Annotated in this window: 16 protein-coding genes; 6 read left to right on the forward strand and 10 right to left on the reverse strand. The window is 71.7% G+C overall.

Features of this window, described 5'->3' with window-relative positions; all coding sequences use genetic code 11:
* Positions 1-5: 5 nt before the first annotated feature.
* Positions 6-827: a putative hydro-lyase gene (locus ACZ58V_RS38065; protein ID WP_468199024.1), complete on the reverse strand. Its 822-nt coding sequence runs from the start codon at positions 825-827 to the stop codon at positions 6-8.
* A gap of 11 nt (positions 828-838) precedes the next feature.
* On the reverse strand, positions 839-2,140 hold the full coding sequence (locus tag ACZ58V_RS38070; protein WP_471295807.1) for an MFS transporter: 1,302 nt from the start codon (positions 2,138-2,140) through the stop codon (positions 839-841).
* Between the two features lie 171 nt (positions 2,141-2,311).
* Between ACZ58V_RS38070 and ACZ58V_RS38075 the strand changes: the two genes are divergently transcribed.
* From ACZ58V_RS38075 to ACZ58V_RS38090, 4 genes are all read left to right on the forward strand, one after another.
* Positions 2,312-3,007 carry a GntR family transcriptional regulator gene (locus tag ACZ58V_RS38075; RefSeq protein WP_471295809.1) on the forward strand — a complete coding sequence of 232 codons (696 nt, stop codon included), beginning with the start codon at positions 2,312-2,314 and terminating at the stop codon, positions 3,005-3,007.
* An 80-nt stretch (positions 3,008-3,087) separates the two neighbouring features.
* Complete coding sequence (locus ACZ58V_RS38080) at positions 3,088-4,614, forward strand: hypothetical protein (protein ID WP_468198887.1); 1,527 nt, start codon at positions 3,088-3,090, stop codon at positions 4,612-4,614.
* 40 nt (positions 4,615-4,654) lie between these two features.
* Complete coding sequence (locus ACZ58V_RS38085) at positions 4,655-5,536, forward strand: hypothetical protein (RefSeq protein ID WP_189726360.1); 882 nt, start codon at positions 4,655-4,657, stop codon at positions 5,534-5,536.
* Positions 5,537-5,592: 56 nt separating this feature from the next.
* Positions 5,593-10,221, forward strand: coding sequence for a coiled-coil domain-containing protein (locus tag ACZ58V_RS38090; protein WP_468198883.1), 4,629 nt, complete (start codon positions 5,593-5,595; stop codon positions 10,219-10,221).
* 3 nt (positions 10,222-10,224) lie between these two features.
* Here ACZ58V_RS38090 and ACZ58V_RS38095 read toward each other — a convergent pair whose 3' ends face one another.
* The 7 genes from ACZ58V_RS38095 to ACZ58V_RS38125 form a co-directional block, all read right to left on the reverse strand.
* Positions 10,225-11,775: a GMC family oxidoreductase gene (locus tag ACZ58V_RS38095; protein WP_471295811.1), complete on the reverse strand. Its 1,551-nt coding sequence runs from the start codon at positions 11,773-11,775 to the stop codon at positions 10,225-10,227.
* A 10-nt stretch (positions 11,776-11,785) separates the two neighbouring features.
* Positions 11,786-13,348, reverse strand: coding sequence for an APC family permease (locus tag ACZ58V_RS38100; RefSeq protein ID WP_189726357.1), 1,563 nt, complete (start codon positions 13,346-13,348; stop codon positions 11,786-11,788).
* Between the two features lie 39 nt (positions 13,349-13,387).
* Positions 13,388-14,854, reverse strand: a complete 1,467-nt coding sequence (locus ACZ58V_RS38105; protein ID WP_471295813.1) for an aldehyde dehydrogenase family protein — start codon at positions 14,852-14,854, stop codon at positions 13,388-13,390.
* On the reverse strand, positions 14,835-15,977 hold the full coding sequence (locus ACZ58V_RS38110; protein WP_471295815.1) for an aromatic ring-hydroxylating oxygenase subunit alpha: 1,143 nt from the start codon (positions 15,975-15,977) through the stop codon (positions 14,835-14,837). The genes ACZ58V_RS38105 and ACZ58V_RS38110 overlap by 20 nt, the downstream gene beginning before the upstream one ends.
* Before the next feature lie 34 nt (positions 15,978-16,011).
* Positions 16,012-18,462, reverse strand: coding sequence for a GcvT family protein (locus tag ACZ58V_RS38115; RefSeq protein ID WP_471295816.1), 2,451 nt, complete (start codon positions 18,460-18,462; stop codon positions 16,012-16,014).
* 94 nt (positions 18,463-18,556) lie between these two features.
* Positions 18,557-19,642 carry an S-(hydroxymethyl)mycothiol dehydrogenase gene (locus ACZ58V_RS38120; protein WP_471295819.1) on the reverse strand — a complete coding sequence of 362 codons (1,086 nt, stop codon included), beginning with the start codon at positions 19,640-19,642 and terminating at the stop codon, positions 18,557-18,559.
* A gap of 216 nt (positions 19,643-19,858) precedes the next feature.
* Positions 19,859-20,701 (reverse strand): IclR family transcriptional regulator, encoded by an 843-nt coding sequence (locus ACZ58V_RS38125; protein WP_468198867.1) that lies wholly within the window; start codon positions 20,699-20,701, stop codon positions 19,859-19,861.
* Between the two features lie 316 nt (positions 20,702-21,017).
* On the opposite strand from ACZ58V_RS38125, the gene ACZ58V_RS38130 reads away from it, so the two are divergent.
* Positions 21,018-21,341, forward strand: a complete 324-nt coding sequence (locus ACZ58V_RS38130) for a bifunctional 3-phenylpropionate/cinnamic acid dioxygenase ferredoxin subunit (protein ID WP_468198865.1) — start codon at positions 21,018-21,020, stop codon at positions 21,339-21,341.
* A gap of 187 nt (positions 21,342-21,528) precedes the next feature.
* Positions 21,529-22,719, forward strand: a complete 1,191-nt coding sequence (locus tag ACZ58V_RS38135; RefSeq protein ID WP_471295822.1) for an NAD(P)/FAD-dependent oxidoreductase — start codon at positions 21,529-21,531, stop codon at positions 22,717-22,719.
* Positions 22,720-22,795: 76 nt separating this feature from the next.
* On the opposite strand, the gene ACZ58V_RS38140 is transcribed toward ACZ58V_RS38135, so the two are convergent.
* Entirely contained in the window at positions 22,796-23,359 is a 564-nt protein-coding gene (locus ACZ58V_RS38140; RefSeq protein WP_471295851.1) for a hypothetical protein, read from the reverse strand.
* Between the last annotated feature and the right edge of the window lie 70 nt (positions 23,360-23,429).

Below are 23,429 nucleotides of genomic sequence, written 5' to 3' on the forward strand. Positions count from 1 at the left end.
TCCTGTCAGGCCACGCGGTACTGCTCGTCGCGGGCGTCGGTGAGGAACATCTGCCCCGGGGAGTGCGTGAGGGCGAACGGCGGACGCGAGGCCATCACGGCCGCCTGCGGGGTCACTCCACAGGCCCAGAACACCGGGATGTCGTCCGGTTCGGTGACCACCGGGTCGCCGAAGTCGGGACGCCCGAGGTCGTCGATGCCTAGCCCCGACGGATCGCCGCAGTGCACGGGGCTGCCGTGCACCGCCGGCAGCAGACTGCTCTCGCGGATCGCCGCGGCCAGGTGCGGGGGCGGCACCGGCCGCATGGACACCACCAGCGGTCCGTGCAGCCGCCCCGCCGGACGGCACTGCCGACTCGTCACGTACATCGGGACGTTGCGGCCCTGCTCGACATGGCGGATCGGGACGCCCGCCTCGCTCAGCGCCCACTCGAAGGTGAAACTGCATCCGATCAGGAACGACACCAGGTCGTCCCGCCAGTACGCGCGCACGTCCGTCGGTTCGTCCACCAGTTCGCCGTCCCGCCACACCCGGTAGCGCGGCAGGTCGGTGCGCAGGTCCGCGCCGTCGGCGAGCACGGTGGTCCAGGATCCGGCGTCCGTGACGTCGAGGACCGGGCAGGGCTTGGGGTTGCGCTGGCAGAACAGCAGCATGTCGTAGGCCCAGTCGGCGGGCACCGAGATGAGGTTGACCTGGGTGTGGCCGGCCGCGACCCCGGCCGTGGGGCCCGTCAGGCCCTCCCGGAAGCGGGCGCGGGCCGTTTCCGGGCTCCACGCGTGCGCGTGCTCGTCGACGAGCACCACGGGGCGGTCCTCGGTCTCGGCGATCGGCGTGTGGTTCACGTGAGTTCCTTCCCGCGCGTCTCCGGCAGCCCGAGCAGCGCCAGCGCCGCGAGGCCGTAGCCGATCGCCCCGAAGACCAGCGCACCGCCGACGCCCCAGCTGTCGGCAAGGAAACCGACCATCGTCGGGAAGACGGCGCCCACCGCGCGCCCGGTGTTGTACGTGAAGCCCTGCCCCGTGCCGCGTACCGCCGTCGGGTACAGCTCGCTCAGGTAGGAGCCGAATCCGCTGAAGATCGCCGACATGCAGAACCCGAGCGGGAAACCGAGTACCAGGAGCAGGGTGTTGGCGCCGCTCGGGATGTTCGCGTACGCCAGGATGCAGATCGCCGACAGCAGGGCGAAGAGCCAGATGTTGCGCTTGCGGCCCAGCTTGTCGGTGAGGTAGCCGCCGGTGAGGTAACCGATGAAGGCACCCGATATCAGGAACGTCAGATAGCCGCCGGTGCCGACGACGGACAGCTCGCGCTCGGACTTCAGATACGTCGGAACCCAGGTGGCCAGCGTGTAGTAGCCGCCCTGCACACCGGTCGAGAGCAGCACGGAGAAGAGCGTGACACGCAGCAGACCCGGCTTGAAGATCGCCTTGAAGGAACCCTTCTCCGCGCTCTGCTCACGGGCGGCGGCGGCCTCGGGCGCGTCCTGCACACTGCGCCGCAGCCAGATGACGAGCAGCGCGGGCAGCGCCCCGGTCCAGAACATGATGCGCCAGGCCAGATCGTCGCCGGCCACCGAGAAGACCAGCGTGTAGGCGATCACGGCGAGGCCCCAGCCCACGGCCCAGGAGCTCTGGATCGCGCCGAGCGTGCGGCCCCGGTGCTTGGCGCTCGCGTACTCGGCGACGAGGATCGCGCCGACCGCCCACTCGCCGCCGAAGCCGAGGCCCTGGAGGGCGCGGAAGACCAGCAGCGTCTCGTAGTTGGGCGCGAAGCCGCAGGCGACGGTGAAGACCGCGTAGGTGATCACCGTGATCATCAGGGCCTTCACCCGGCCGATGCGGTCCGCGAGGACGCCCGCGAGGGCGCCGCCGATCGCGGAGACCACCAGTGTGACCGTGGTGAAGAGACCGGTCTGGCCGCTGTTCAGGCCGAAGTAGGCGGACAGCGCGACCATGCTCAGCGGCAGCGTGAAGTAGTCGTACGAGTCGAGGGCGTAGCCGCCGAAAGCACCGCCGAACGCGCGGCGGCCGCGCGGTCCGAGGGCGCGCAGCCAGCCGAACGCCCCGTCGTCCAAGGTGCGTTCGGCCGCGTCGGGGGGTGTCTCGTCGGTCAGGGCCTGCGGTGGAGGGGTCGTGCTCATGGGCACCTCGCAGAGGGAGGACGGGGGGTGCTTCGGGGTGAGCCGTGCCGTGCGGAAGCGGTCGGCGCCGCGGTGGGGGAGGCGACGCCGTGCGTAGCACCGTAGGGGATTGTTCAACGATCCCTCAATACCTATGTTGGTTCTTCTTGTGATCTGCGATTGAATTCCGGCATGGCAGAGCAGCTGAAGGACCTCGCCGACGACCGGGCTCTCCTGGGGCGCACCAGCACCGCCGAACGGGTCTCGGACATCCTCAGGAGTCGGATCGCCGAGGGCTACTTCCCGCCCGGGACACGCCTGTCGGAGGACAGCATCGGCGGCGCGCTCGGCGTCTCCCGCAACACGCTGCGCGAGGCGTTCCGCCTGCTCACCCACGAACGCCTGCTCGTCCACGAGCTGAACCGGGGCGTCTTCGTCCGGGTCCTGACCGTGGAGGACGTCGAGGACATCTACCGCACCCGCCGGCTCGTCGAGTGTGCCGTCGTCCGCGGCCTCGGCGAGCCGCCCTACGGTCTCGACGGGCTCGCCGGTGCCGTCGCCGAGGGGCGGCGGGCGGCCCGGGAGGGTGACTGGAAGGGGGTGGGTACGGCCAACATCCACTTCCACCGGGAGCTGGTCGCCCTCGCCGTCAGTGAGCGCACCGACGAGTTGATGCGGAGTGTGTTCGCCGAACTGCGTCTCGCGTTCCATGTGGTGGACGAGCCGCAGCGGCTGCATGAGCCGTACATCGCACGAAATGTCGCGATTCTTGAGGCTCTTCAGGGCGGGGAGCGCGGCAAGGCCGAGCGTCTGCTCGCCGGCTATCTCGACGACTCGCTGGAGCGGGTCGTCGAGGTGTACCGACGGAGGGTCGGCGAGGACGGCTGAGGGGGCCGCCGAAGGCCTGCCGAGGGGGCGTACCCGCGTCGTTTGGGTGGTTGTCAGACCCAGGACCTAGTCTGTGCACCGTGACTTCGCCTGCATCGACGGACAGCGTTCCGCCCCAGCTCAGCGCGGGGCCGCGCCCCGCGCCGGGGCCGGCCGCCGACGAGGGCCTGGCGCGGCGCCTGCGCGCGCTCGCCTGCACCGCGCCGCTGCACGACCTGGACGCGCGCAAGGCCAACCTCGCGGGTGAGTACTCGGTGTACGGCATGGCGGAGGTCGCGCTCGCGGCCATCGACCTGGTCACCCTGAACATGGACTTCGACACGGGCGCGGACCACGACCAGATCGTCGCCCGCCTCATCCCGCGTATCGCCGCGCAGGCGTCGCAGCGGCCCGCCGCCGAGCACGAGCGGGTGGCCCGCTGGGTCCTGGAGAACCTGATCAACGTCGGCAGCGTCGACCGCGGCTTCCGCGCGGTGTACGGCACGTTCGGGGCGGACGGCACGTATGTGCGCCGTGACTACGACTTCAAGCTGATCGAGGAGGTGCCGGGCCCTGGCGGCACGGTCTATCTCCGTACGACGGACGAAGCGGTCAACGTCCTCGTCGGCGCCCTCGACACCGATGTCACCAGCGCGCAGATCGCCGCCGAGGTCAAGCTGGAGGTGCTGATCAGCCGCGGCCGGCTCGCCGACGCCCAGCTCGCGGCCGAACAGGCCCGCTACCGCACCGTGCAGTACGCGGAGACCCTGCGCAGGGCCCTCGACGCGACCCGGCGCAATGTCCGCGCGGTGGACTGGCTGACCACCGTGCCCGACATGATCGCCGAGGCCCTGGAGCACGTCGCCGACCGCTATCGCCACGAGAACGCGATCCTGACCAACATCCGCAAGGCCCGTGACGAGTCCGAGGACCCCGAGCAAAAGCGCCGGGCCGCCGAGCTCGTCGACATCGTCAAGGACTGCATCCGCCGGCACACGCAGTTGCAGTCCCGGCTGCTCGAGGCCGGACCGCTGTTCCGGGCCGAGCAGGACCGGCAGGCCTTCGCCACCCCGATGACCACGTCGGGTATCGACCTCTACGGCCATCTCGTCGCCCCCGTCCTGCCGCTGTCGCTCGAGAAGGCCGTCCGCGTCACGGACGCCTTCTTCGCCCGCGGCACCGGGATGCGCACGCCGGTGTCCGTCCGGGTCGGGGACCTTGTCGACATACTGCTGACGCCGCCGGTGGAGCGGGAGCACCTGGGCGCGGAGATGCCCGAGCCGGATGTCATCGCCACGCCCGACGACAGCCGGTTCAGCGAGGAGCAGATGGCGGCCGCGCAGGAGCTGCTCGACCTGCCGGCCGACGCGCCGCGCCGGCTGTCCGGGCTGCTCGCCGAGGCCCGTCGGCAGGATCCCGAACTGCCGTATCTGGTGGCACTGCTGGCGGTGCACGCGGCCAGTCCGCCGGTCGGTACAGCTTATCGGCAGGGCGAGCAGAAGCTGCTCTTCGCCGTGGACGACGGAGCCGAGCTCGATGATCCGGAGTTCGGCGGTGCGGACCTGATCGTCGGGACGGCGCTGCTGGACGCGGCGGGGATGGCTGCGGATCGGACCGAAGCGGCATGAGTGACCACCGCAGGAACAAGAGGAACAAGGAGCCCCGACCGTGAGCGAGCACGTCGAGTGGAGTGAGCCGGAGGGACCGGCCCCGACGGCCACCGCCGCCGTCACCCCCGCCGACGCCGCCGACGCGGCGCGGCTCGTGTCCTTCGGGCTGCAGCCCAAGCTGCAGCCCGCCCGCGACCAGGAGTACGCGGACCTGCTGCGGCGCTACCGCGAGGACCCGCCGTTCGCGCGGCTCGCCGACGCCGTGGCCACCGGTCTGGGGCTCATCGTGCTGGAGGTGTCCCCGCGCGCGGGTATGGCCGTCACCGCCGCCGAGGACTCGGTGTTCGCCGTGCGCATGGGTGACTACGCGCGTCGTACGTCCGCCGACGGCGGCGACCGGTTCCTGCACGGGCTCGCCCATCTCGCCGTCGCCGCCATGGCGTTCCCGCGTCCCGAGGACCTCGCCGACGACGGCTACATCGGCCGGGTCACGGTCAACGGCGTCGACGCCTTCGTGCGCCAGGCCTGCCGCCGCCTGGAGGAGCGAGCCGCCGAGCAGGGCGAGAACACCGACCCCGCCACCGACACGCCCGGCCTGGAGGCCGCCTGGCGGATCTGGGTACGGCGCAGCGCGACCGGTGCCACCAAGGACGCGCGCCGGCTCGCCGGTTCGACCACCGGCATCGTCGCCAAGGCCGTCGCCTTCCTCACCGAATCCGGCTTCCTCCAGCGCACCGGCGACGACAACGGCGGCACGTACCGCACCACCGCCCGCTACCAGCTCCAGGTGCGCGACATGGCCGGCAGCGCAGCGATGGCCGAGCTGCTGGAGCTGGGCGTCGTCCCGGTCACCGACGGCACCCCGACTCTGCTGCCCGCCGAGGAGAGCGACGACCTGGAGCTGGTGGCCGACGCAGGGCTGCCGTTCCACTCGTCCTAGACCTCCGCCGCCCCGCCCGACTTCCCCGACCTGCCGAAGACTTACGAGAGTCCGCCATGTACGAGCTGTCCCGGGTCCGCCTCTACTCCATCGGGCCCGCCGGTGCGCGCTACGCCGACACCGTGCTTGACCTGCGCGGTGTGGGCGAGACCGTGCCCGACCCCGCGCCCACGCAGGCGGAGTTCTTCGAGGAGGAGCCCGTCGGCCCGCCGCGTCGGCCCGCGCCCGCGGGTGTGCTCTTCCTGGAGAACGGCGGCGGCAAGTCGGTGCTGCTCAAGCTGATCTTCTCGGTGATGCTGCCGGGCCACCGGAACACGCTCGGCGGCGCCAGCTCCGGTGTCCTGCGCAAGTTCCTGCTCGCCGACGACTGCGGACACGTCGCGCTGGAGTGGCAGCACGTGCTGACCGGCGAGTGCGTCGTCGTCGGCAAGGTCAGCGAGTGGCGCGGACGGCAGGTCTCCAACGACCCGCGGAAGTTCGCCGAGGCCTGGTACTCCTTCCGCCCCGGGCCCGGACTGAGCCTCGACAACCTCCCCGTGGCCGAGTCCACCGCCGTACGGGCCCCGGTCGAGGGCCAGTCCGGCGCACGCGGCCGGCGTCGCACGATGAAGGGCTTCCGCGACGCCCTGACGGAGGCGGGCAAGACCTACCCGCACCTGGAGGTGCACTGGGAGGAGATCCACGACCGCTGGATCGAGCACCTGGGCGATCTCGGCCTCGACCCGGAACTCTTCCGCTACCAGCGGGAGATGAACGCCGACGAAGGCGAGGCCGCCGGTCTCTTCGCGGTCAAGAAGGACGCCGACTTCACCGATCTGCTGCTGCGTGCCGTCACCGACACCCGCGACACCGACGGACTCGCCGACCTGGTCGGCGGCTTCGGCAACAAGCTCGGCCGGCGCGCCGAGCTGATCGCCGAACGCGACTTCACCGCCGGATCGGTCGACCTGCTCGGGCGGATCGTCGAGGCCGCCGAGGCCCGCACCCGCGCAAGGGACATCCACGCCGGAGCCGAGCGGCGTACGCGGAACCTGGCCCGCAGGCTGTCCGCGCGTGGCGTTCAGGAGCGGACCCGCGCCGCCGACCTGGCGCAGCGGGTCACCGCCGCCGCGTCCGCGGTCACGCACGCCGAGGCGGCCCGCGAGAGCAGCGCGCTGATCTCCGCCGAACTCGCCTATCGGCACGCCTCGCTGGCCCTCGCGGCGGCCGAGAAGTCCGCCGCCGCGCAGAAGCGCGAGCTCGCCGACGCCCGCACGCTGTACTCCGCGTGGCAGGCCGCCGAGGCCGTACTGCGCCACCGTGCCGCCTCCGACCGCGTCGCCCGGGTGTCCGCCGCGATCCAGGAGGCGGAGCGCGACGCCGCCCCCGCGCTGGCCGCCCGCTCCAAGGCCGCCGTCGATCTCGTACGGGCCTTGCACGCGGCCGCGGGGAACGCCGAGAACCTCGCCAACGAGGAGGAGGAGCGCTCCGCCGGCCTCCAGGAGGTCAGCGACTCGGCCTACCGCGACTCCACCGCCGCCGCCACCGAGGCACAGCGCGCCCGCAGTGAGGTCGGGCACCTCAAGCAGCGCCTCGCCGAGGTCGAGCAGGAGACCGCCGAGGCGGTACGGGCCGGCTGGCTCGACGACAGCGCGCCCGACGCCGACCCGGCCCGCGCGGCCCTCGCCGCCAGTGACGCCGAGAAGACCGCCGTCGCGGCCTGGGACGCGGCCCGCGAGGCGTCCCACCGGGCCACGGAGCATGCGCGCGAGGCAGCCGCCACCGAGACCCGCGCGGAACTCACCGCGGCCCGCGCGGCGGACGCGGCCACGGCGGCGGAGCGGTCGTACGAGGCCGAGCGCCGCACCGCCGAGGCGCTGGCGGGGGAGGAGCGGCTCGCGGAGCTGCTGAGCCTCACCCCCGAGACCCGCCCGGGCATCCCCCAGCCCCGCCACGGCTCGGACAGCGAGCCGGCCCTCCCGCCCGCGTCCGGCGAACAGGGGCTCAGCCCCGAGGAACTCGACCGTTTCGCCGACGACCTGCGCGACCTGCTCGACGACGCCGTCGGCTCCGCCGAACGCCAGCTCTTCGACCTGCGTACGGCCGCCGCCGACGACTCCCGGATCCTCGGCGCGCTCGGTGACGGCGGGCTGCTGCCGCCCGGCCCGGACGTGCTGGCCACGGTCGAGTACCTCGGCGAGCACGGCATCCCCGCGCTGCCCGGCTGGCGCTATCTCGCCCAGGCCGTCGACCCCGCCGACCACGCGCGTGTGCTGGCCGCCCGGCCCGAACTCGTCGACGGCGTGATCATCACCGACCCCGACTCCCACGCACGCGCCCGGGAGGCCCTGGGCGACGCGGCGCTGCTGCCCCGTTCCGCCGTGGCCGTGGGCACGGCAGCCGCCCTGCTCGCCCCGACCCCCGCCCCGGACGCCGACAGCGGCGACGTGTTCCTCGTCCCGCCGAACCCGGCCATGCACGACGAGCACGCCGCCGACGAGGAGCGGCAGGCGCTGCGCACCCGGGCGACCGAGCGGGACGAGGAGATCCGCACGCTCGCCGCCCGCCTCGGCAAGGACCGCGAGCTGGCCGCCCGGCTCGCCTCCTGGCGCACCGGCTGCCCCGCCGGCCGGCTGGCCGAACTGGCCCGGGCGGCACACGACACCCGCGCGTTCGCCGAGGAATCGGAGGCCGAGCTGGCCGAGGGGCGCACGGTGCGGGCCGAGGCCGACGAGACCGCCGCCGAGGCCGCCCGGGTCCGGGACGAGCGGCAGGAGGCCGCCCAGAAGGCCCGCCGCTCCGCCGACGCCCTCGCAGGGCTCGCCTTCCGGCTGCGCGAGCGGGCCGGCTGGCAGGTCAAGCTGCGGGAACTGGCCGACGAGGCGACCGAGGCCGAGGCGGGCGCCCAGACCTGTCTGGAGCGCGCCCGCGCCGCCGACGAGGACAGGCGCGGCGCCCAGCGCGCCGCCGACGACGCACGCCGCACCGCCCGCGCGCTGCGCGCCGAGCGCTCCGAGATCGCGGGCGCCCCCGACGACGTGCCCGAGGACGAGACCCAGACCCCGAAGGCCTCCCTGCCCGCCCTGCGCGAGGCCTACCGGGCCGCGTCCCAGTTGTACGAGAAGGTGGGCGTGGGCGCCGACCTGCGGGCCGAACAGGCCCGCGCGGAGAGCGACGAGAGCGCGGCCCGTGCGGAGCTGGACCGGCTGAGCAACAAGGTCCGAACGCGCGCGGAGCAGCTCCTCGAATCCCCCGACGGCTCCGACGGACCCAGCCGCCAGGCCGCCGCCGCCCGGGCCGAGGAGCTGGTGCAGCTCCTGGAGACCCGTATGTCGAACGCGAGCGAGCAGCTCGGGCGGCTGCGCGGCGAGGCCGAGCGGCACGCGCCCGAGGACGGCGAGGCCCACACCGAACTCCCCGAGGACGCGCAGCCCCGCGACGCCGAGCACGCGCAGACCCTGCTGCGCACCGCCACGGGCGAACTCGCCTCCCACACCGAGGCGCTGAACCAGGCACGGGACGCGCACACCGAACTCCTGGACGCCCACCGCGCGGCCGAGGACGCGGCAGGCGGCTTCGACGAGATCGCCGCCATGCTCCGCGACCTGCTGCGCGAGCACGCCACGGACGAGGAACACGAAGAGCCCGAGGCGTACGCCGGCAGCCCGGAGGAGGCCCGGCAGTCGGCCGCCGAGGCCCGCCGCTCCCTGCGCGGCTGCGCCGCCGACCTGTCCGCCGCCGAGGCCGCCGTCCGCGAGGCCAGCGACATCCTCGTCCGGCACGCCAACTCCACGCGCTACGAGCAGGTCCGCACCCCGGCACGGCAGCAGATCCGCGAACTGCCCGCCTCCGCGCTGCCCGAGCACGCCCAGAAGTGGGCGGACGCCTTCGCCCCCCGGCTCCGGGTCCTGACGGACGAACTGGAGCAGCTGGAGCGCAACCGCGACTCGATCGTGGACCGTCTGCGCGGCCTGGTCGAGTCGGCCCTGGCCACCCTGCGCTCCGCCCAGCGGCTCTCCCGCCTCCCGGAGGGGCTCGGCGAATGGTCGGGACAGGAGTTCCTCCGCATCCGCTTCGAGGAGCCCGACCAGGCCACGCTCACCGAACGGCTGGGCGAGGTCATCGACGAGGCGACCCGCGCGGCCGTCAAGAAGAACTCCGACCTGCGGCGTGACGGCATGTCCCTGCTGCTGCGGGGCGTCGCCGCGGCACTGCAGCCCAAGGGCGTCGCCGTCGAGATCCTCAAGCCCGACGCGGTGCTTCGCGCCGAGCGCGTCCCCGTCGGGCAGATGGGCGACGTCTTCTCCGGCGGCCAGCTCCTCACCGCCGCCATCGCCTTGTACTGCACGATGGCCGCGCTGCGTTCGAACGACCGGGGCCGGGACAAGCACCGGCACGCCGGCACCCTGTTCCTCGACAACCCCATCGGCCGCGCCAACGCCACGTATCTGCTGGAACTCCAGCGGGCGGTGTCGGACGCGCTGGGTGTCCAACTCCTCTACACCACAGGTCTGTTCGACACCACCGCGCTGGCCGAGTTCCCCCTCGTCATCCGCATGCGCAACGACGCCGACCTGCGGGCCGGCCTGAAGTACATCAGCGTCGAGGAACACCTCCGCCCGGGCCTTCCGCAGCAGGCCCAGGCGGGGGAGGCGGTGCACAGCGAGATCACTGCCACCAGGATGTACAAACGCCCGGTGTCTTGAGACTCAGGCGTCCTCCCTCAGCAGATCCGCGCACTTCTCGCCGATCATCATGGTCGTGATGCACGGATTGACGGTGACCAGGTCCGGCATCACCGACCCGTCCGCGACCCGCAGCCCCTGAACCCCCTTGACCCGCAGCCGCGCGTCCAAGGGGGCCGAAGGATCATCGTCCGCACCCATCTTCACCGTGCAGGACGGGTGATAGACGGTGTTGTGCGTCCGGTGGATGTAGCCGAGCAGTTCCTCATCCGTCCGCACGTCCGGGCCGGGCGCCAGCTCCGCCCCCGCCCAGCCGCTCAGCGCGGGCTGCTCGGCGATCCGCCGGGCCAGCCTCAGCCCGTACGTCATCACCCGCACATCGTGCTCGTGCGTGAAGTACCGCGGATCCACCCTCGGCTTGTCCCGGTAGTCCCGCGTCCGCAGCCGCACCGTCCCCCGCGACTTCGCGCGCGTCACATTGGGCGTGAGGCAGAAGGCGTTCTCGGAGGTGGGGTAGCCGTGCCGGGCGGTGTTCATGTCGAACGGCACGGACCCGTAGTGGAACATCAGGTCAGGCCGGTCGAGCCCCGGCTCGGTGTCGTAGAAGATGCCCGCTTCCCACCACTGGCTGGACGTGGTGGTCATCGGCTGCCGGGCCTCCCACATGATCACGCCCTCGGGGTGGTCCTGGAGGTTCTCGCCGACGCCCGGCGCGTCCACGACCGCCTCGACGCCGACCTCGCGCAGGTGCCCGGCCGGTCCGATGCCCGACAGCATCAGCAGCTTCGGCGAGTCGATCGCCCCGCACGAGACGATCACCTCGCGCCGGGCCCGTACCGTCCGGGTGTGGATCAGATCCGGGTCGAGGTACTCGGCGCCCACGCAGCGCCGCCCGTCGAGCACCAGCTTCTTGGCGCGTACTCCCGTGCGTACCTCCAGGTTGGGCCGCTTGCCGAGGATCGGGTGCAGGTAGGCGACCGAGGACGACTGGCGGATGTTGTTCTCGTCGGAGTTGATCTGGAACCAACTGGCGCCCCGGACGACCGTCCGGCCCGTGTTGAAGGCGACCGTGGGGATGCCGGCCTGCGCGCACGCCTCCAGCAGGGCCGTGCCGCACGGGTCGTCGCTCTTCAGCGTGCGCAGCTTCACCGGGCCGGTGCGGCCGTGGTGGTCGCCGGGCGCGTCGTTGTTCTCCAGCCGCCGGTACAGCGGGTACAGGTCGGCCGCGCTCCAGCCCGTACAGCCCGCGGCCGCCCAGTCGTCGAGGTCCTCGGCGGGTGCCCAGAAGGCGATGCAGGAGTTGTGGGAGGAGCAGCCGCCGAGCACCTTCGCCCGGGCGTGCCGCATGAAGCTGTTGCCGCTGGCCTGCGGTTCGACCGGATAGTCCCAGTCGTAGCCGGACTCCAGCAGCCCCATCCAGCGCTCCAGCCGCAGGACGTCGTCGTCGCCGACGTCGCTCGGGCCCGCCTCCAGCACGCACACCGTGACGGAGGGGTCCTCGGACAGCCGGGCCGCCACCACGTTGCCCGCGGTGCCGCCGCCGACCACGACGTAGTCGAACTCATGCGTACTCATGGGTCCTCCTTCAGTCGGCCGCCGGGGCGGTGAGGGGAGACGAGGCAGTGGTGTCCGAGCGGTGCTCGGCGAGTACGCCGGTCCGGTGCCGCTGGACGAACCAGTAGTAGGCGAAGCCGCCGCCCGCGATGACGGCGACGAACAGCACCGCGCCCCAGCGCAGGTACCAGTGGTAGGGAGCCGCGGCGTTGTAGACCGCGGCCCGCGGCCAGATGAGGTTGAGCGTCATGGCCCCGCCCCACAGGACGGCCAGGATGTTGACCGGCAGCCCCCAGCGGCCCAGGGAGAAGCGGCCCTCGCTCGCGGGCTGCCACTTTCCGCGCAGCCGGGCGACCAGCAGCGGCACCGTGACACCCAGGTAGGCGAGGTAGATCATGATGATGCCGATGCTGGTGACGACGGTGAAGATCTGAGGCTGGCGGATGTTGACCACCAGGATCGCCAGCGCGAGGATCCCGATGATCACGGTCGGCAGGACCGGCGTCTGGAACCGCGGGTGGCACTTGGCCAGCTTCGAGGACGCGGGCAGGTTGTTGTCGCGGGCCATCGCGAACGCCAGCCGGACGGCCGCCGTGTGGACCGCCAGGGCGCACACCGTCACCGCGATCAGCACGCACCACAGCATCGCCTTGCCGGCCGTCGGGCCGAGCACGTCCAGGACGATGTACTGCAGACCGTCCGTGGACAGCTTCTCGCCCTTGAGGCTGGACACGCTCATCAGCGCGAGCAGCAGGATCAGACCGCCGAGCACGAAGGACGCGACGATCGCCCGGATGATCGCGCGCGGTGCGTTCCGGGTCGGGTCGAGGGACTCCTCGCCGAGCGAGGCGGCGGTGTCGAAGCCGTACATGACGTACGCGGAGGCCAGTGAGGCCACCAGGAAGGCACCCAGGTACCCGTTTCCGTAGCCCGCGCCGGTGCCGTGCGTCTCCATGACGACCTGAGGGCCACGCGTGATGTGGACCGCGAACAGGACGATCAATACGACAGTGGCGATCAACTCGATGAACACGCCCGCCGTGTTGATCCTGGCCATCAGCTTGACGCCGAAGGCATTCACCAGGGTGGTGAACAGGATCAACACCGCGGCCAGGATGACCGCGTTGGTCGCCACGTCGTACGTACCGGTGCCGTCCCCCACGAACTGGAAGAACGACGAGATCTGCGGCAGCGTCAACTGGTAGGCCAGCGCCACGGCCGCGATGGACACGATCGAGGCGATCAGCATCATCCAGCCGGCGAGCCAGCCCAGATGCGGATTGCCTATCTTCTTCGACCAGTTGTATACGGAACCCGCGACGGGATAGCGGGCGGCGAGCTCCGCGAAGCAGAGCGCGACCATGAACTGGCCGACGAAGACCATCGGCCACGACCACCAGTAGGCGGGACCGCCGCTGCCGTAGCCGAAGTAGAACAGCTGGAAGGTGCCGGTCAGGATCGATATGTAGCTGATCCCGGCGGCGAAGGTGTGGAAGTTGCCGAGGGTGCGCTTGAGCTCGGGTCTGTAGCCGAACTCGGTGAGTTCGGCGTCGTCCTGGCCAGGGGCGTCTGTGGACTGCGCGGTCGGTCTCATGGGCGGTTCCTCAATGGGTGTTCCTCGGGGCGGATTCGATCAGTCGAACCAACCCTGGGGTGTGGGACGGGTATTGCGCCAGATGTGCTTCGTCTCGCGATACTCGGCGAGCCCCGCGGGCCCGAGTTCGCGTCCGAAGCCGGACTGTTTGAAACCGCCCCATTCCGCCTGCGGAACGTAGGGGTGGAAGTCGTTGATCCAGACCGTTCCGAGGCGCAGCCGCTCCGCGACCCGCGCGGCCCGGGCCTCGTCGCTCGTCCACACGGCGCCCGCGAGACCGTAGATCGTGTCGTTGGCGAGACCTACGGCCTCCTCCTCGCCCGTGAACCGCTCGACGGTGAGGACGGGACCGAAGGACTCCTCCTGGACCACGGACATGCCCGAGGTGCACTCGTCCAGCACGGTGGGCGGGTAGTAGAAGCCGTCGGCCAGGTCCTGCCGGTCCGGGCGCGAGCCGCCGCAGCGCAGCACCGCACCCTCCGCCACGCCCCTCGCCACGTAGGCCTCGACCTTGGCCCGGTGCGCGGCCGAGATCAGCGGACCGGTCCGGGCCCGCTCGTCGAACGGCCCGCCCAGCCGGATCTCCCGCGCCCGCCGTACGACCTCGTCGACGAAGCGGTCGTGCAGGGAGTCCTCGACGAGCAGCCGCGTCCCGGCCGAGCACACCTGCCCCGAGTGCAGGAACACGGCCGTCAGCGCCATGTCGACGGCGGCCTCGAAGCCGGCGTCGGCGAAGACGACGTTGGGGTTCTTGCCGCCGAGTTCGAGGGCCACCTTCTTCACCGTCCCAGCGGCGGCGGCCATCAGCCGGCGGCCGGTCTCCAGGCCGCCGGTGAAGGAGACGAGGTCCACGTCCGGATGGTCGCCGAGCGGGGCGCCCGCCTCCGGGCCCGCGCCGAGGACCAGATTGCCGACGCCTGGCGGAAGCCCGGCCTCCGCCAACAGCCGCACCAGGTGGATCGCGGTGTGCGGAGTCAGCTCGCTCGGCTTGAGCACGAAGGTGTTCCCGGCCGCGAGAGCCGGGGCGACCTTCCACGCCGTCTGCAGGAGCGGATAGTTCCAGGGCGTGATCAGCCCGCACACGCCGACCGGCTCGTGCACCACCCGGCTGTCGACGTCCGCCCTGCCCGTGTCGACGACCCGGCCGGACTCGCTCGCCACCAGCCGCCCGAAGTAGCGGAAGCAGTTCGCGACGTCGTCGATGTCGTATTCGCTCTCCACGAGCCGCTTGCCCGTGTCCAGGGACTCCGCGCGGGCGAGGGCCGCCTTGTCCCGTGCGAGGAGGTCCGCGACGCGCAGCAGCAGGTCGCAGCGTTCGTGCGCCGGGGTCCGCGGCCAGGGCCCGTCGTCGAAGGCCCGGCGGGCCGCGGCGATCGCCTCCACCGTGTCTTTGCCGCCCGCCTCGTCCACGACCCCGACCAGGGAACCGTCGGCCGGGCAGCGGATCTCACGGGTGCGCTCGTCGAGGGCGCCCCGCCACTCACCGTCAATGAACAGGTCCGGCATGCGCGCCTCCCAGCCGTTCGACGAGCCACTCGTGGAAGATCCCGAGGTGGTGCTCGTTGGGCACGAGTACACCCCCTTTTCGGTACGCCCGGGAAGCCATCGCCGGCTGCGTTCGTTCACAGGCGTCGAAATCTTGGAGGTTCACCCGATGGAAGAGCTCCACGGACCTCGACACGTCCGCCCCCGACTCGACCACCTCGGGCGCGTACAGCCAGTCACACTCGACGACCGTGCGGTCCGCGGCGAGCGGGAACATGCGGTGCAGGATGACGTGGTCCGGGACGAGGTTCACGAAGACCGCCGGCTTGATCGTGATGGCGTAGTAGCGGCGGTCCTGGTCGGCGCCCACGGCCGGAAGCCTGCCGAAGCCCTCGCCGCCGTCGACGGTGAAGCCCTTGACCTCGTCGCCGAACTCGGCGCCGTGGCCCACGTAGTACTGGGCGGCGTACCCGTCGGCGAACTCCGGGAGCACCTCGGTCAGTTCGGGGTGGATCGTCGCGCAGTGGTAGCACTCCATGAAGTTCTCGACGATCAGCTTCCAGTTCGCCTTCACGTCATAGGTGATGCGTTTTCCGAGCGCGAGGTTCTCCGTGCCGTAGTGCTCGATCGCCGCGACGTCACCGAGCCGCTCGACGGCGGCCTGCACGACCGTCTCCTCGAAGGACGGCGGTTCGTCCGCCAGGCACACCCAGGCGTAGCCGAGCCACTCACGCAGAGCGACATTGATCAACCCGTACGCGACACGATCGACGTCCGGCATCTTGATCAAGTTGGGTGCGGCGATCAACTTGCCGTCGAGGTCGTACGTCCATGCGTGGTACGGGCACTGGAGCGTGCGGCGGTTCTCGCCCGACTCCTCCGTGCACAGGCGCGCCCCGCGATGGCGGCAGACATTGAGGAAGGCGCGCAGTGCGCCCTTGCGGGTACGGGTGATGATGACGCTCTCGCGGCCGACCTGGACGGTACGGAAGGCGCCGGGCCGGTCCAGGTCGGAGCCGCGGACCGCGCAGAACCACATCGACTCGAAGATGTGCTCCTGCTCCTGCCGGAAGACGTCCGGGTCGGTGTAGTAGCGCCCGGGGAGGGTGGCGATCAGGCTCGGGGTGATCGGGGTGGTCGTCACGTGCGTGCTCCTCGGAGAGGCCAAGGCATGCCTGCTAGCGGCGGATGCGCGTCATCTTCGGGTCGAACAGCGGCTCGTCGGCCACCGTGGCGGGGACCTTCTCGCCGACGTACTCGATGTGCACGCCCGTGCCCGTGGCGAGACGGGCGGGCAGCCAGGCGTACGCGACGCAGCGGCCGAGCGTGTAGCCGTACGACGCGCTGGTGACGTAGCCGGCGGGGGCACCGTCGACGTACACCGGCTCCTTGCCGAGGACGACGGCGGCGGGATCGTCGAGGAGGAGGGGGGTGAGACGGCGGCCGGGCTCGCCGGCCTCGGCCAGCGCGGCCTTGCCGACGAAGTCCTCCTTGTCCATACGGACCGCGAAGCCGACGCCCGCCTCGAACGGATCGTGCTCGTCGGTCATGTCGACGCCCCAGGCCCGGTAGCCCTTCTCCAAGCGCAGGGAGCTGAAGGCCGAGCGGCCCGCCGCGACCACGCCGAGGTCCCGGCCTGCCTCCCACAGCGTGTCCCAGAGCCGGAGCCCCAGGTCGGCGGTGGTGTACAGCTCCCAGCCGAGCTCGCCGACGTAACTCAGCCGCATGGCGGTCACCGGGACATGCCCGATGTACGTCTCCTTCGCGCGGAAGTAGCCGAAAGCCTCGTGCGAGAAGTCGTCCGGGGTGAGCGGCTGGACGAGGTCACGGGCGAGCGGGCCCCACACACCGACGCAGCACGTTCCGGAGGTGATGTCCCGGATGTGGACGTCCGCCGGCGCGTGGCGCAGCAGCCGGTCGAGGTCGGCGGGGGAGTTGGCGCCGACCTGGAAGTGGTCGGGCGCGAGGCGCGCCACGGTCAGGTCGGAGCGGATTCCCCCCGTCTCGTCGAGCAGGAGGGTGTAGGTGACCGAGCCGGGCTTCTTGCGGAGGTTGTTGCTGGTCATACGGTCCAGGAAGCCGAGGGCTCCGGGGCCGGTGACCTCGAGGCGGCGCAGGGGCGTCATGTCGTAGAGGGCGACGCCCTCGCGCGTCGCCTTGGCCTCGGCCGCCGCGATGGGAGACCAGTGGCGGGCCGACCAGGCGTCGCGCTCGGGGAGAGGACCGAGGGCGTCCACGAGCGGGGCGTTCGCCTCGTACCAGTGCGGCCGCTCCCAGCCGCCGCCCTCCAGGAAGTACGCGCCGAGTTGCTGCTGACGGGCGTGGAAGGGGCTGACCCGCAGGGGCCGGGGCCGCTCCATCGGCTGGAGCGGATGGATGACGTCGTACACCTCGACGAACTGCTGTGAACCCCGGTCACGGACGTACGACGGTGAGCGCTGCGCCTCCTCGAAGCGCGTGAGGTCGCACTCGTGCAGGTCGATCGACGGCCGCCCGTCCACCATCCACTCGGCGACGGCCTTGGCGACACCGGCCGAGTGCGTGACCCAGACGGCCTCGGCCAGCCAGAAGCCGCGCAGCGTCCGGGACTCGCCGAGGACCGGCATGCCGTCCGGGGTGAAGGAGAAGACGCCGTTGAAGCCCGTCTCGATCTCGGCGTCGCGCAGGGCGGGCATGAGGCGGCGGCAGTCGGCCCAGCTGGGCGCCCAGTCCTCCTCCGTGAAGGGATAGGAGGACGGCATGTCCATGTGCCGGGCGCGGGCCTCGTCGTACGGCAGGACCGCGAAGGGGTCGACGGGCAGGGGCCGGTGGGCGTAGGAGCCGATGCCGATCCGGTCGGTGTGCTCACGGAAGTAGAGGTCGCGGTCCTGGAAGCGGAGGATCGGCTTCGAGGCCTCCGCGGTGGCACCGTTGAGCTCGGGGAGCGGCCTGGTCCTCGCGTACTGGTGGGCGAGCGGCTGCAGAGGGACGTCGACCCCGGCCATGCGGCCGATGACCGGGCCCCAGAAGCCGGCCGCCGAGACGACGTGGTCGGCCGGGAAGGTGCCCCGGTCGGTGACGACTTCGCTGACCCTGCCGTCCTGCCGCTCGATTCCGGTGACCGTGTGCCGGTCCAGGAACCGGGCGCCCCGCTCGGTGGCCCGTGCCATCTGGGCGCGGGCGGCGAGCAGGGCGCGGGCCAGGCCGTCGTCCGGGGTGTGGAAGCCGCCGAGGACCACCGACTCGTCGATCAGTGGCCACAGTTCCTTGCAGCGCGCGGCGCCGACGATCTCGCCGCGCACGCCCCAGGCGGCGGCGTAACCGGCCCTGCGGTGCAGCTCGGCGAGACGCTCGGGGGTGGTGGCCAGCTCCAGGCCGCCGACCTGGTTGAAGCAGGAGACGCCGTCGACGTCGAGCGAGGTGAACTTCTCGACCGTGTACCGGGCGAGGGCGGTGAGGGTCTTCGAGGGGCTGGTCCGGAAGACCAGGCCGGGTGCGTGCGAGGTGGAGCCGCCCGGGGCGGGCAGGGGCCCCTGTTCGAGGACGGTGACGTCGGTCCAGCCGCGGGCTGTCAGCTCGTCGGCGAGCGAACAGCCGACGATGCCGGCGCCGATGACGACCACGCGGGGGATTTCGGGTGTGCTGGACATGCCCCTCCTTGTCCTTGCCGGGGTCCTTCGGCCTTGTCCTTGCCGGGATGGATGAACACGCTGGGGGGAGTGAGGTGTTGGGTTTACACGGCGCTCACAGGACCACCACCGAGCGCAGCACCTCACCCCGGTGCATCCTCGCGAAGGCCTCCTCCACCTGGTCCAGCGCGATGGTCTCGCTGACGAAGGCGTTCAGGTCCAGCAGCCCGTACAGGTACTGGTCGACGAGGAACGGGAAGTCGCGGCTCGGCAGACAGTCGCCGTACCAGGACGACTTGATCGCGCCGCCCCGTGAGAACACGTCGATCAGCGGCAGCTCGACCTTCATCTCGGGGGAGGGCACGCCGACCTGGACCAGCAGGCCCGCGTGGTCGCGCATGTGGAAGGCCTGCGTGAACGTCTCCGGGCGGCCCACCGCGTCGATCGCGATGTCGACGCCGAAGCCGTCGGTGAGTTCCCGCACCGCCTCGACCGGGTCGGTGCCCCGGGAGTTGACGGTGTGCGTGGCGCCGAACTTCTCCGCCTGGTCGAGCTTCCGGTCGTCGATGTCCACGGCGATGACCTTCATGGCGCCGTTGAGACAGGCGCCCGCGATCGCCGCGTTGCCGACGCCGCCGCAGCCGATCACGGCGACCGAGTCGCCCCGGCCGACCTTGCCGGTGTTGACCGCGGCGCCGTAGCCCGCCATCACCCCGCAGCCGATGAGCCCCGCGGCCTCCGGGCGCGCGGCCGGGTCGATCTTCACCGCCTGGCCCGCCGCGACCAGCGTCTTCTCGGCGAAGGCGCCGATACCGAGGGCGTTCGTGAGCGGCGTGCCGTCCAGCAGGGTCATCGGCTGGGCGGCGTTGCGGGAGTCGAAGCAGTACCAGGGGCGGCCACGGCGACAGGAACGGCAACTGCCGCAGGGAGCACGCCAGGCCAGCACCACGTAGTCACCGGGTTTGAGGTCGGTGACGCCCTCGCCGACCGCCTCGATGGTGCCGGCCGCCTCATGGCCGAGCAGGAACGGGAAGTCGTCCGTGATCGCGCCCTCCCGGTAGTGCAGATCCGTGTGGCACACCCCGCACGCCTGCACGGTGACCAGGACCTCTCCGGGGCCGGGATCGGGAACCACGATCGTCTGCACCTCGACGGGTGCGCCTTTCTTGACAGCGACTGCGGCACGGACCTCGTGTGGCACGACCAAGCTCCTCTGCTGTTGCGCAGTGCACGATGGGTTGCGCGATGAGGAACATAGTGGGAATCGCATCAAGGAGCCGTCAAGAGGTACGAGTCAAGCCTTGGAAAACGGAACGGGACGGGCGAAACACAGCGGACACACAACAGCGCGGGACCAGGGATTTCACCTGGTCCCGCGCTGTGTGCCCTACGTCCCGGCCGACCGGCCCGGGCTACGTCAGAAGCCGTATCCCATACGACGGGACAGTTCGGCCGCCGCCGCCTCCGTGCGCTTCGCCAGCTCGGGCAGCCGCTCCTGGCTCAGCCGGTACACCGGCCCCGAGACACTCAGCGACGCGATGACCTTGCCGTCGTGCGAGCGGATGGGCGACGCCGCCGCGGCGAGGCCGATCTCCAGCTCCTCGACCGTGATCGCGTAGCCCTGCTGCACGACGGTGTCCAACTCGCCGCGCAGCATGGACGCGACCGTGACCGTGCGCTCCGTGAAGCGGTGCAGCGGGCGCGCCAGCAGGCCCTCGCGCAGGGTCGGCGGCATATGGGCGAACAGCACCTTGCCGCTGGACGTGGCGTGCAGCGGGGTACGGCGGCCGAGCCAGTTCTGCGCGGTGACGGAGGCGGTGCCGCGGGCCTGCATGATGTTGACCGCCGCGTCGTCGTCCAGAACCGCGATGTTGACCGTCTCGCCCAGCTCATCGGCGAGTTCCCGGCACACCGGGACGCCCTCCTGGGAGACGTCCAGCCGCACTGCCGCCGCCCCCGCGAGGCGCAGTACGCCGGCGCCCAGGTAGTACTTGCCGCGGTCCTTCGCCTGGGCCACCAGGCCGCGGTTCTCCAGGACGCCGAGGAGCCGGAACGCCGTGGACTTGTGCACGTCCAGCTCGTCGGCGATCTCGGTGACGCCCGCCTCACCGTGCCGGGCGAGGATCTCCAGGACGCTCACGGCACGATCCACCGACTGCACGGCACTCGCCGCGCCTCTGCCCCCCGGCTTCGCCGTGCTCTCCGAGGGGTTCTCCGGCGGGTTCTCATCGCGGTCGGACTGCTTCTGCGTGCGGGTCATGGCTGAACTCTCACCACCTGCCGGCCCTGTTTGGGCCGCATCTTCGGGAAACCCTTGACGCGACGGTCGCCCCGCCCGGATTCTGTTGCGTATAGCGCTTGCCAATGCGCCATGTGAAACATCATGTTACCGAAGCGTCCGGATCTCGGAAGGGGACGAGCTCCCGGCAGGGGGACTCGGTCCTGACGGCGCGACCGGACGACGGCATCAACACACACCTCTCCGTGCCCGGACCCGCCCCGGTCCGTGGCACTCCATGAACTGCCTACAGTCTGGCCGAACGGTCCGGCCACGTCCCGGACCGAAAGGGGGGCCCGTGATTCCCGTCTGCCGCCTCGAAGACCTCTCCAAGGGCGAATCCGTCCGCATCGAGACGACACCGCCCGTCGCCGTGTTCCACACCGACGACGGTGACCTCTACGCCATCGACGACACCTGCACCCACCAGGACGCCTCCCTCTCCGAGGGCTGGCTGGAGGGCTGCCTGGTCGAATGCCCGCTGCACGCCGCCTCGTTCGACCTGCGTACGGGCCGCCCGACCTGCCTCCCGGCCCGCCGCGCCGTCCGCACCCACAGCGTCACCGTCGAGGACGGCCTCATCCACGTCCACCTCGCAGCGGAGGAGGGGACGGCCGCGTGAACGCGAAACGCGAAGGCCGCGCGAGCGGTGCGGCCCGCCCGCCGGCAGCAGGGAGCAGGCGCGTCACCGCTGGCGGAGCCGGCGCCCCGGAGACCGGCAGCGGCGGAGCCGGCAGGGCGGATGCCGTGATCAGGCGTGCCGCGACCGGTGAGGCGAGTGCGTGGGGCGCCGCGAGGAGGCATGCCGCATGCGAACCGTGACCATCGTCGGCGCCTCCCTCTCCGGCCTGTACGCGGCCCGGGAACTGCGTGCCCAGGGCTACGACGGGCGTCTGGTGATCGTCGGCGACGAACCTCACCACCCCTACGACCGGCCTCCCCTCTCCAAGGACTTCCTCACCGGCCGAGCCGACGAGACCCAACTCGCCCTCACCGACAGCGAGGAGACCACCGAACTCGGCGCGGAGTGGATCCTCGGCGTCCGTGCCCGCGCCCTCGACGCCCGCGGCCGCACCGTGCTGCTCGACGACGGCCGCACCGTGGCCACCGACGGTGTCGTCATCGCCACGGGCGCCTCGGCCCGCCGTCTCCCGGGCGACACCCTCGCCGGCGTACACACGCTGCGCACCCTCGACGACGCCCGTGCCCTGCGCGAGGAACTCACCCGTGGCCCGTGCCGCGTCGTCGTCATCGGCGGCGGCTTCATCGGCGCCGAGACCGCGTCCTCCTGCTCCTCCCTCGGCCACTCCGTCACCGTCGTCGAGGCCGCCCCGCTCCCACTGGTGCCCCAACTCGGCGCCGAGATGGCCGCCGTGTGCGCTTCACTGCACCACCGTGGCGGGGTGGACCTGGTCACCGGCACCGGAGTGGCCGGACTGCGGGGCACCACCACCGTCACCGGCGTGGACCTCACCGACGGCCGCACGCTCCCCGCCGACATCGTGATCGTCGGAATCGGTGCCACCCCCAACACCGCGTGGCTGGTCGGCTCGGCCCTGGCCCTGCACGACGGCGTCCTGTGCGACGACGGCTGTGCGACGACCCTGCCCCAGGTGGTCGCCGTCGGCGACGTCGCCCGCGTCGGCGGCACCCGCGCCGAGCACTGGACGTCGGCCACCCAGCAGCCCAGAGCCGCCGTGACCAACCTGCTTGCCGGACGAACCGTCGAGACCGCGACCGCCGTGCCCTACTTCTGGTCCGACCAGTACGGCGCCCGCATCCAGTTCGCCGGCCGGCGCACGGACGGCGACACCGTCCGCATCACCGAGGGCGCGCTCTCCGACGGCGCACCGGCCGAGGGCGGCTTCCTCGCCCGGTACGAGCGGGACGGCCGGACGACCGCGGTGCTCGCCGTGGACCGCCCGCGCCCGTTCATGCGGGCGCGACGCGAACTCGCTCGGGGCGCGGGGGAGGAGCGGGTGCAGTCCGCCGCACGGTGAGGAGTACCGGCAAGGGCATCGGCCGGGCGTCCGCTCCCAGGTCCGGATGCCTCGCCGGGGTCCCGGCCGTCACTCCTCACGAGTGGGACAACTGCCCGGCCCCGCTCCGCCGGCGTATCCGCTCCTGGGCCCGTACGGCCGCGCGTGCCTGCCGTCGGGACCGGCGCCGCTCGCGGCGCAGGGCCCGTGCCGTGCTGCTGGGCATGGACACCACGCCGTTGCGCTGGTTCCAGACCTGACGCGTCACCCACACGTCGAGGGCTCCCCAGGTGGCCGCGATCGTGCTGACCACGCTGCTGATCACCATGGGGAACGCCAGCCAGGACCCGGCCATCGTGCACAGGAAGGCCACCATCGCCTGGATCAGCGTCAAGGCTATGAGGAGCACCGCCCGCACGGCCGCCGTCCGTACCGGATCCGGCAACCGCCGTCGCCGGGCCGGCTCCTCGACCCACAGGGGCCGGTTGTACCGCTGCTCGCGTCCGCCGCGGCCCACCTCGTGAGCCAGGGCCGCTCTTTCGTGAGCCCTGGTCTCCGTCTCCTCAGCCGGAATGTCGCGATCAGTCGCCTCGCGATTCCGATACCCCGGCACATGCGCCCCACCAGCCCTGGGCGTCCCGCGCCGCTCCGCCGTGCCCATCAACGTGTCACTCCCCACCGCCAGCAGACCGCTCGCTCGCATCCGAAGACCCGTGCTCCCCAGTGGCTGC

It is taken from the genome of Streptomyces sp. NPDC040589 (assembly GCF_055594445.1).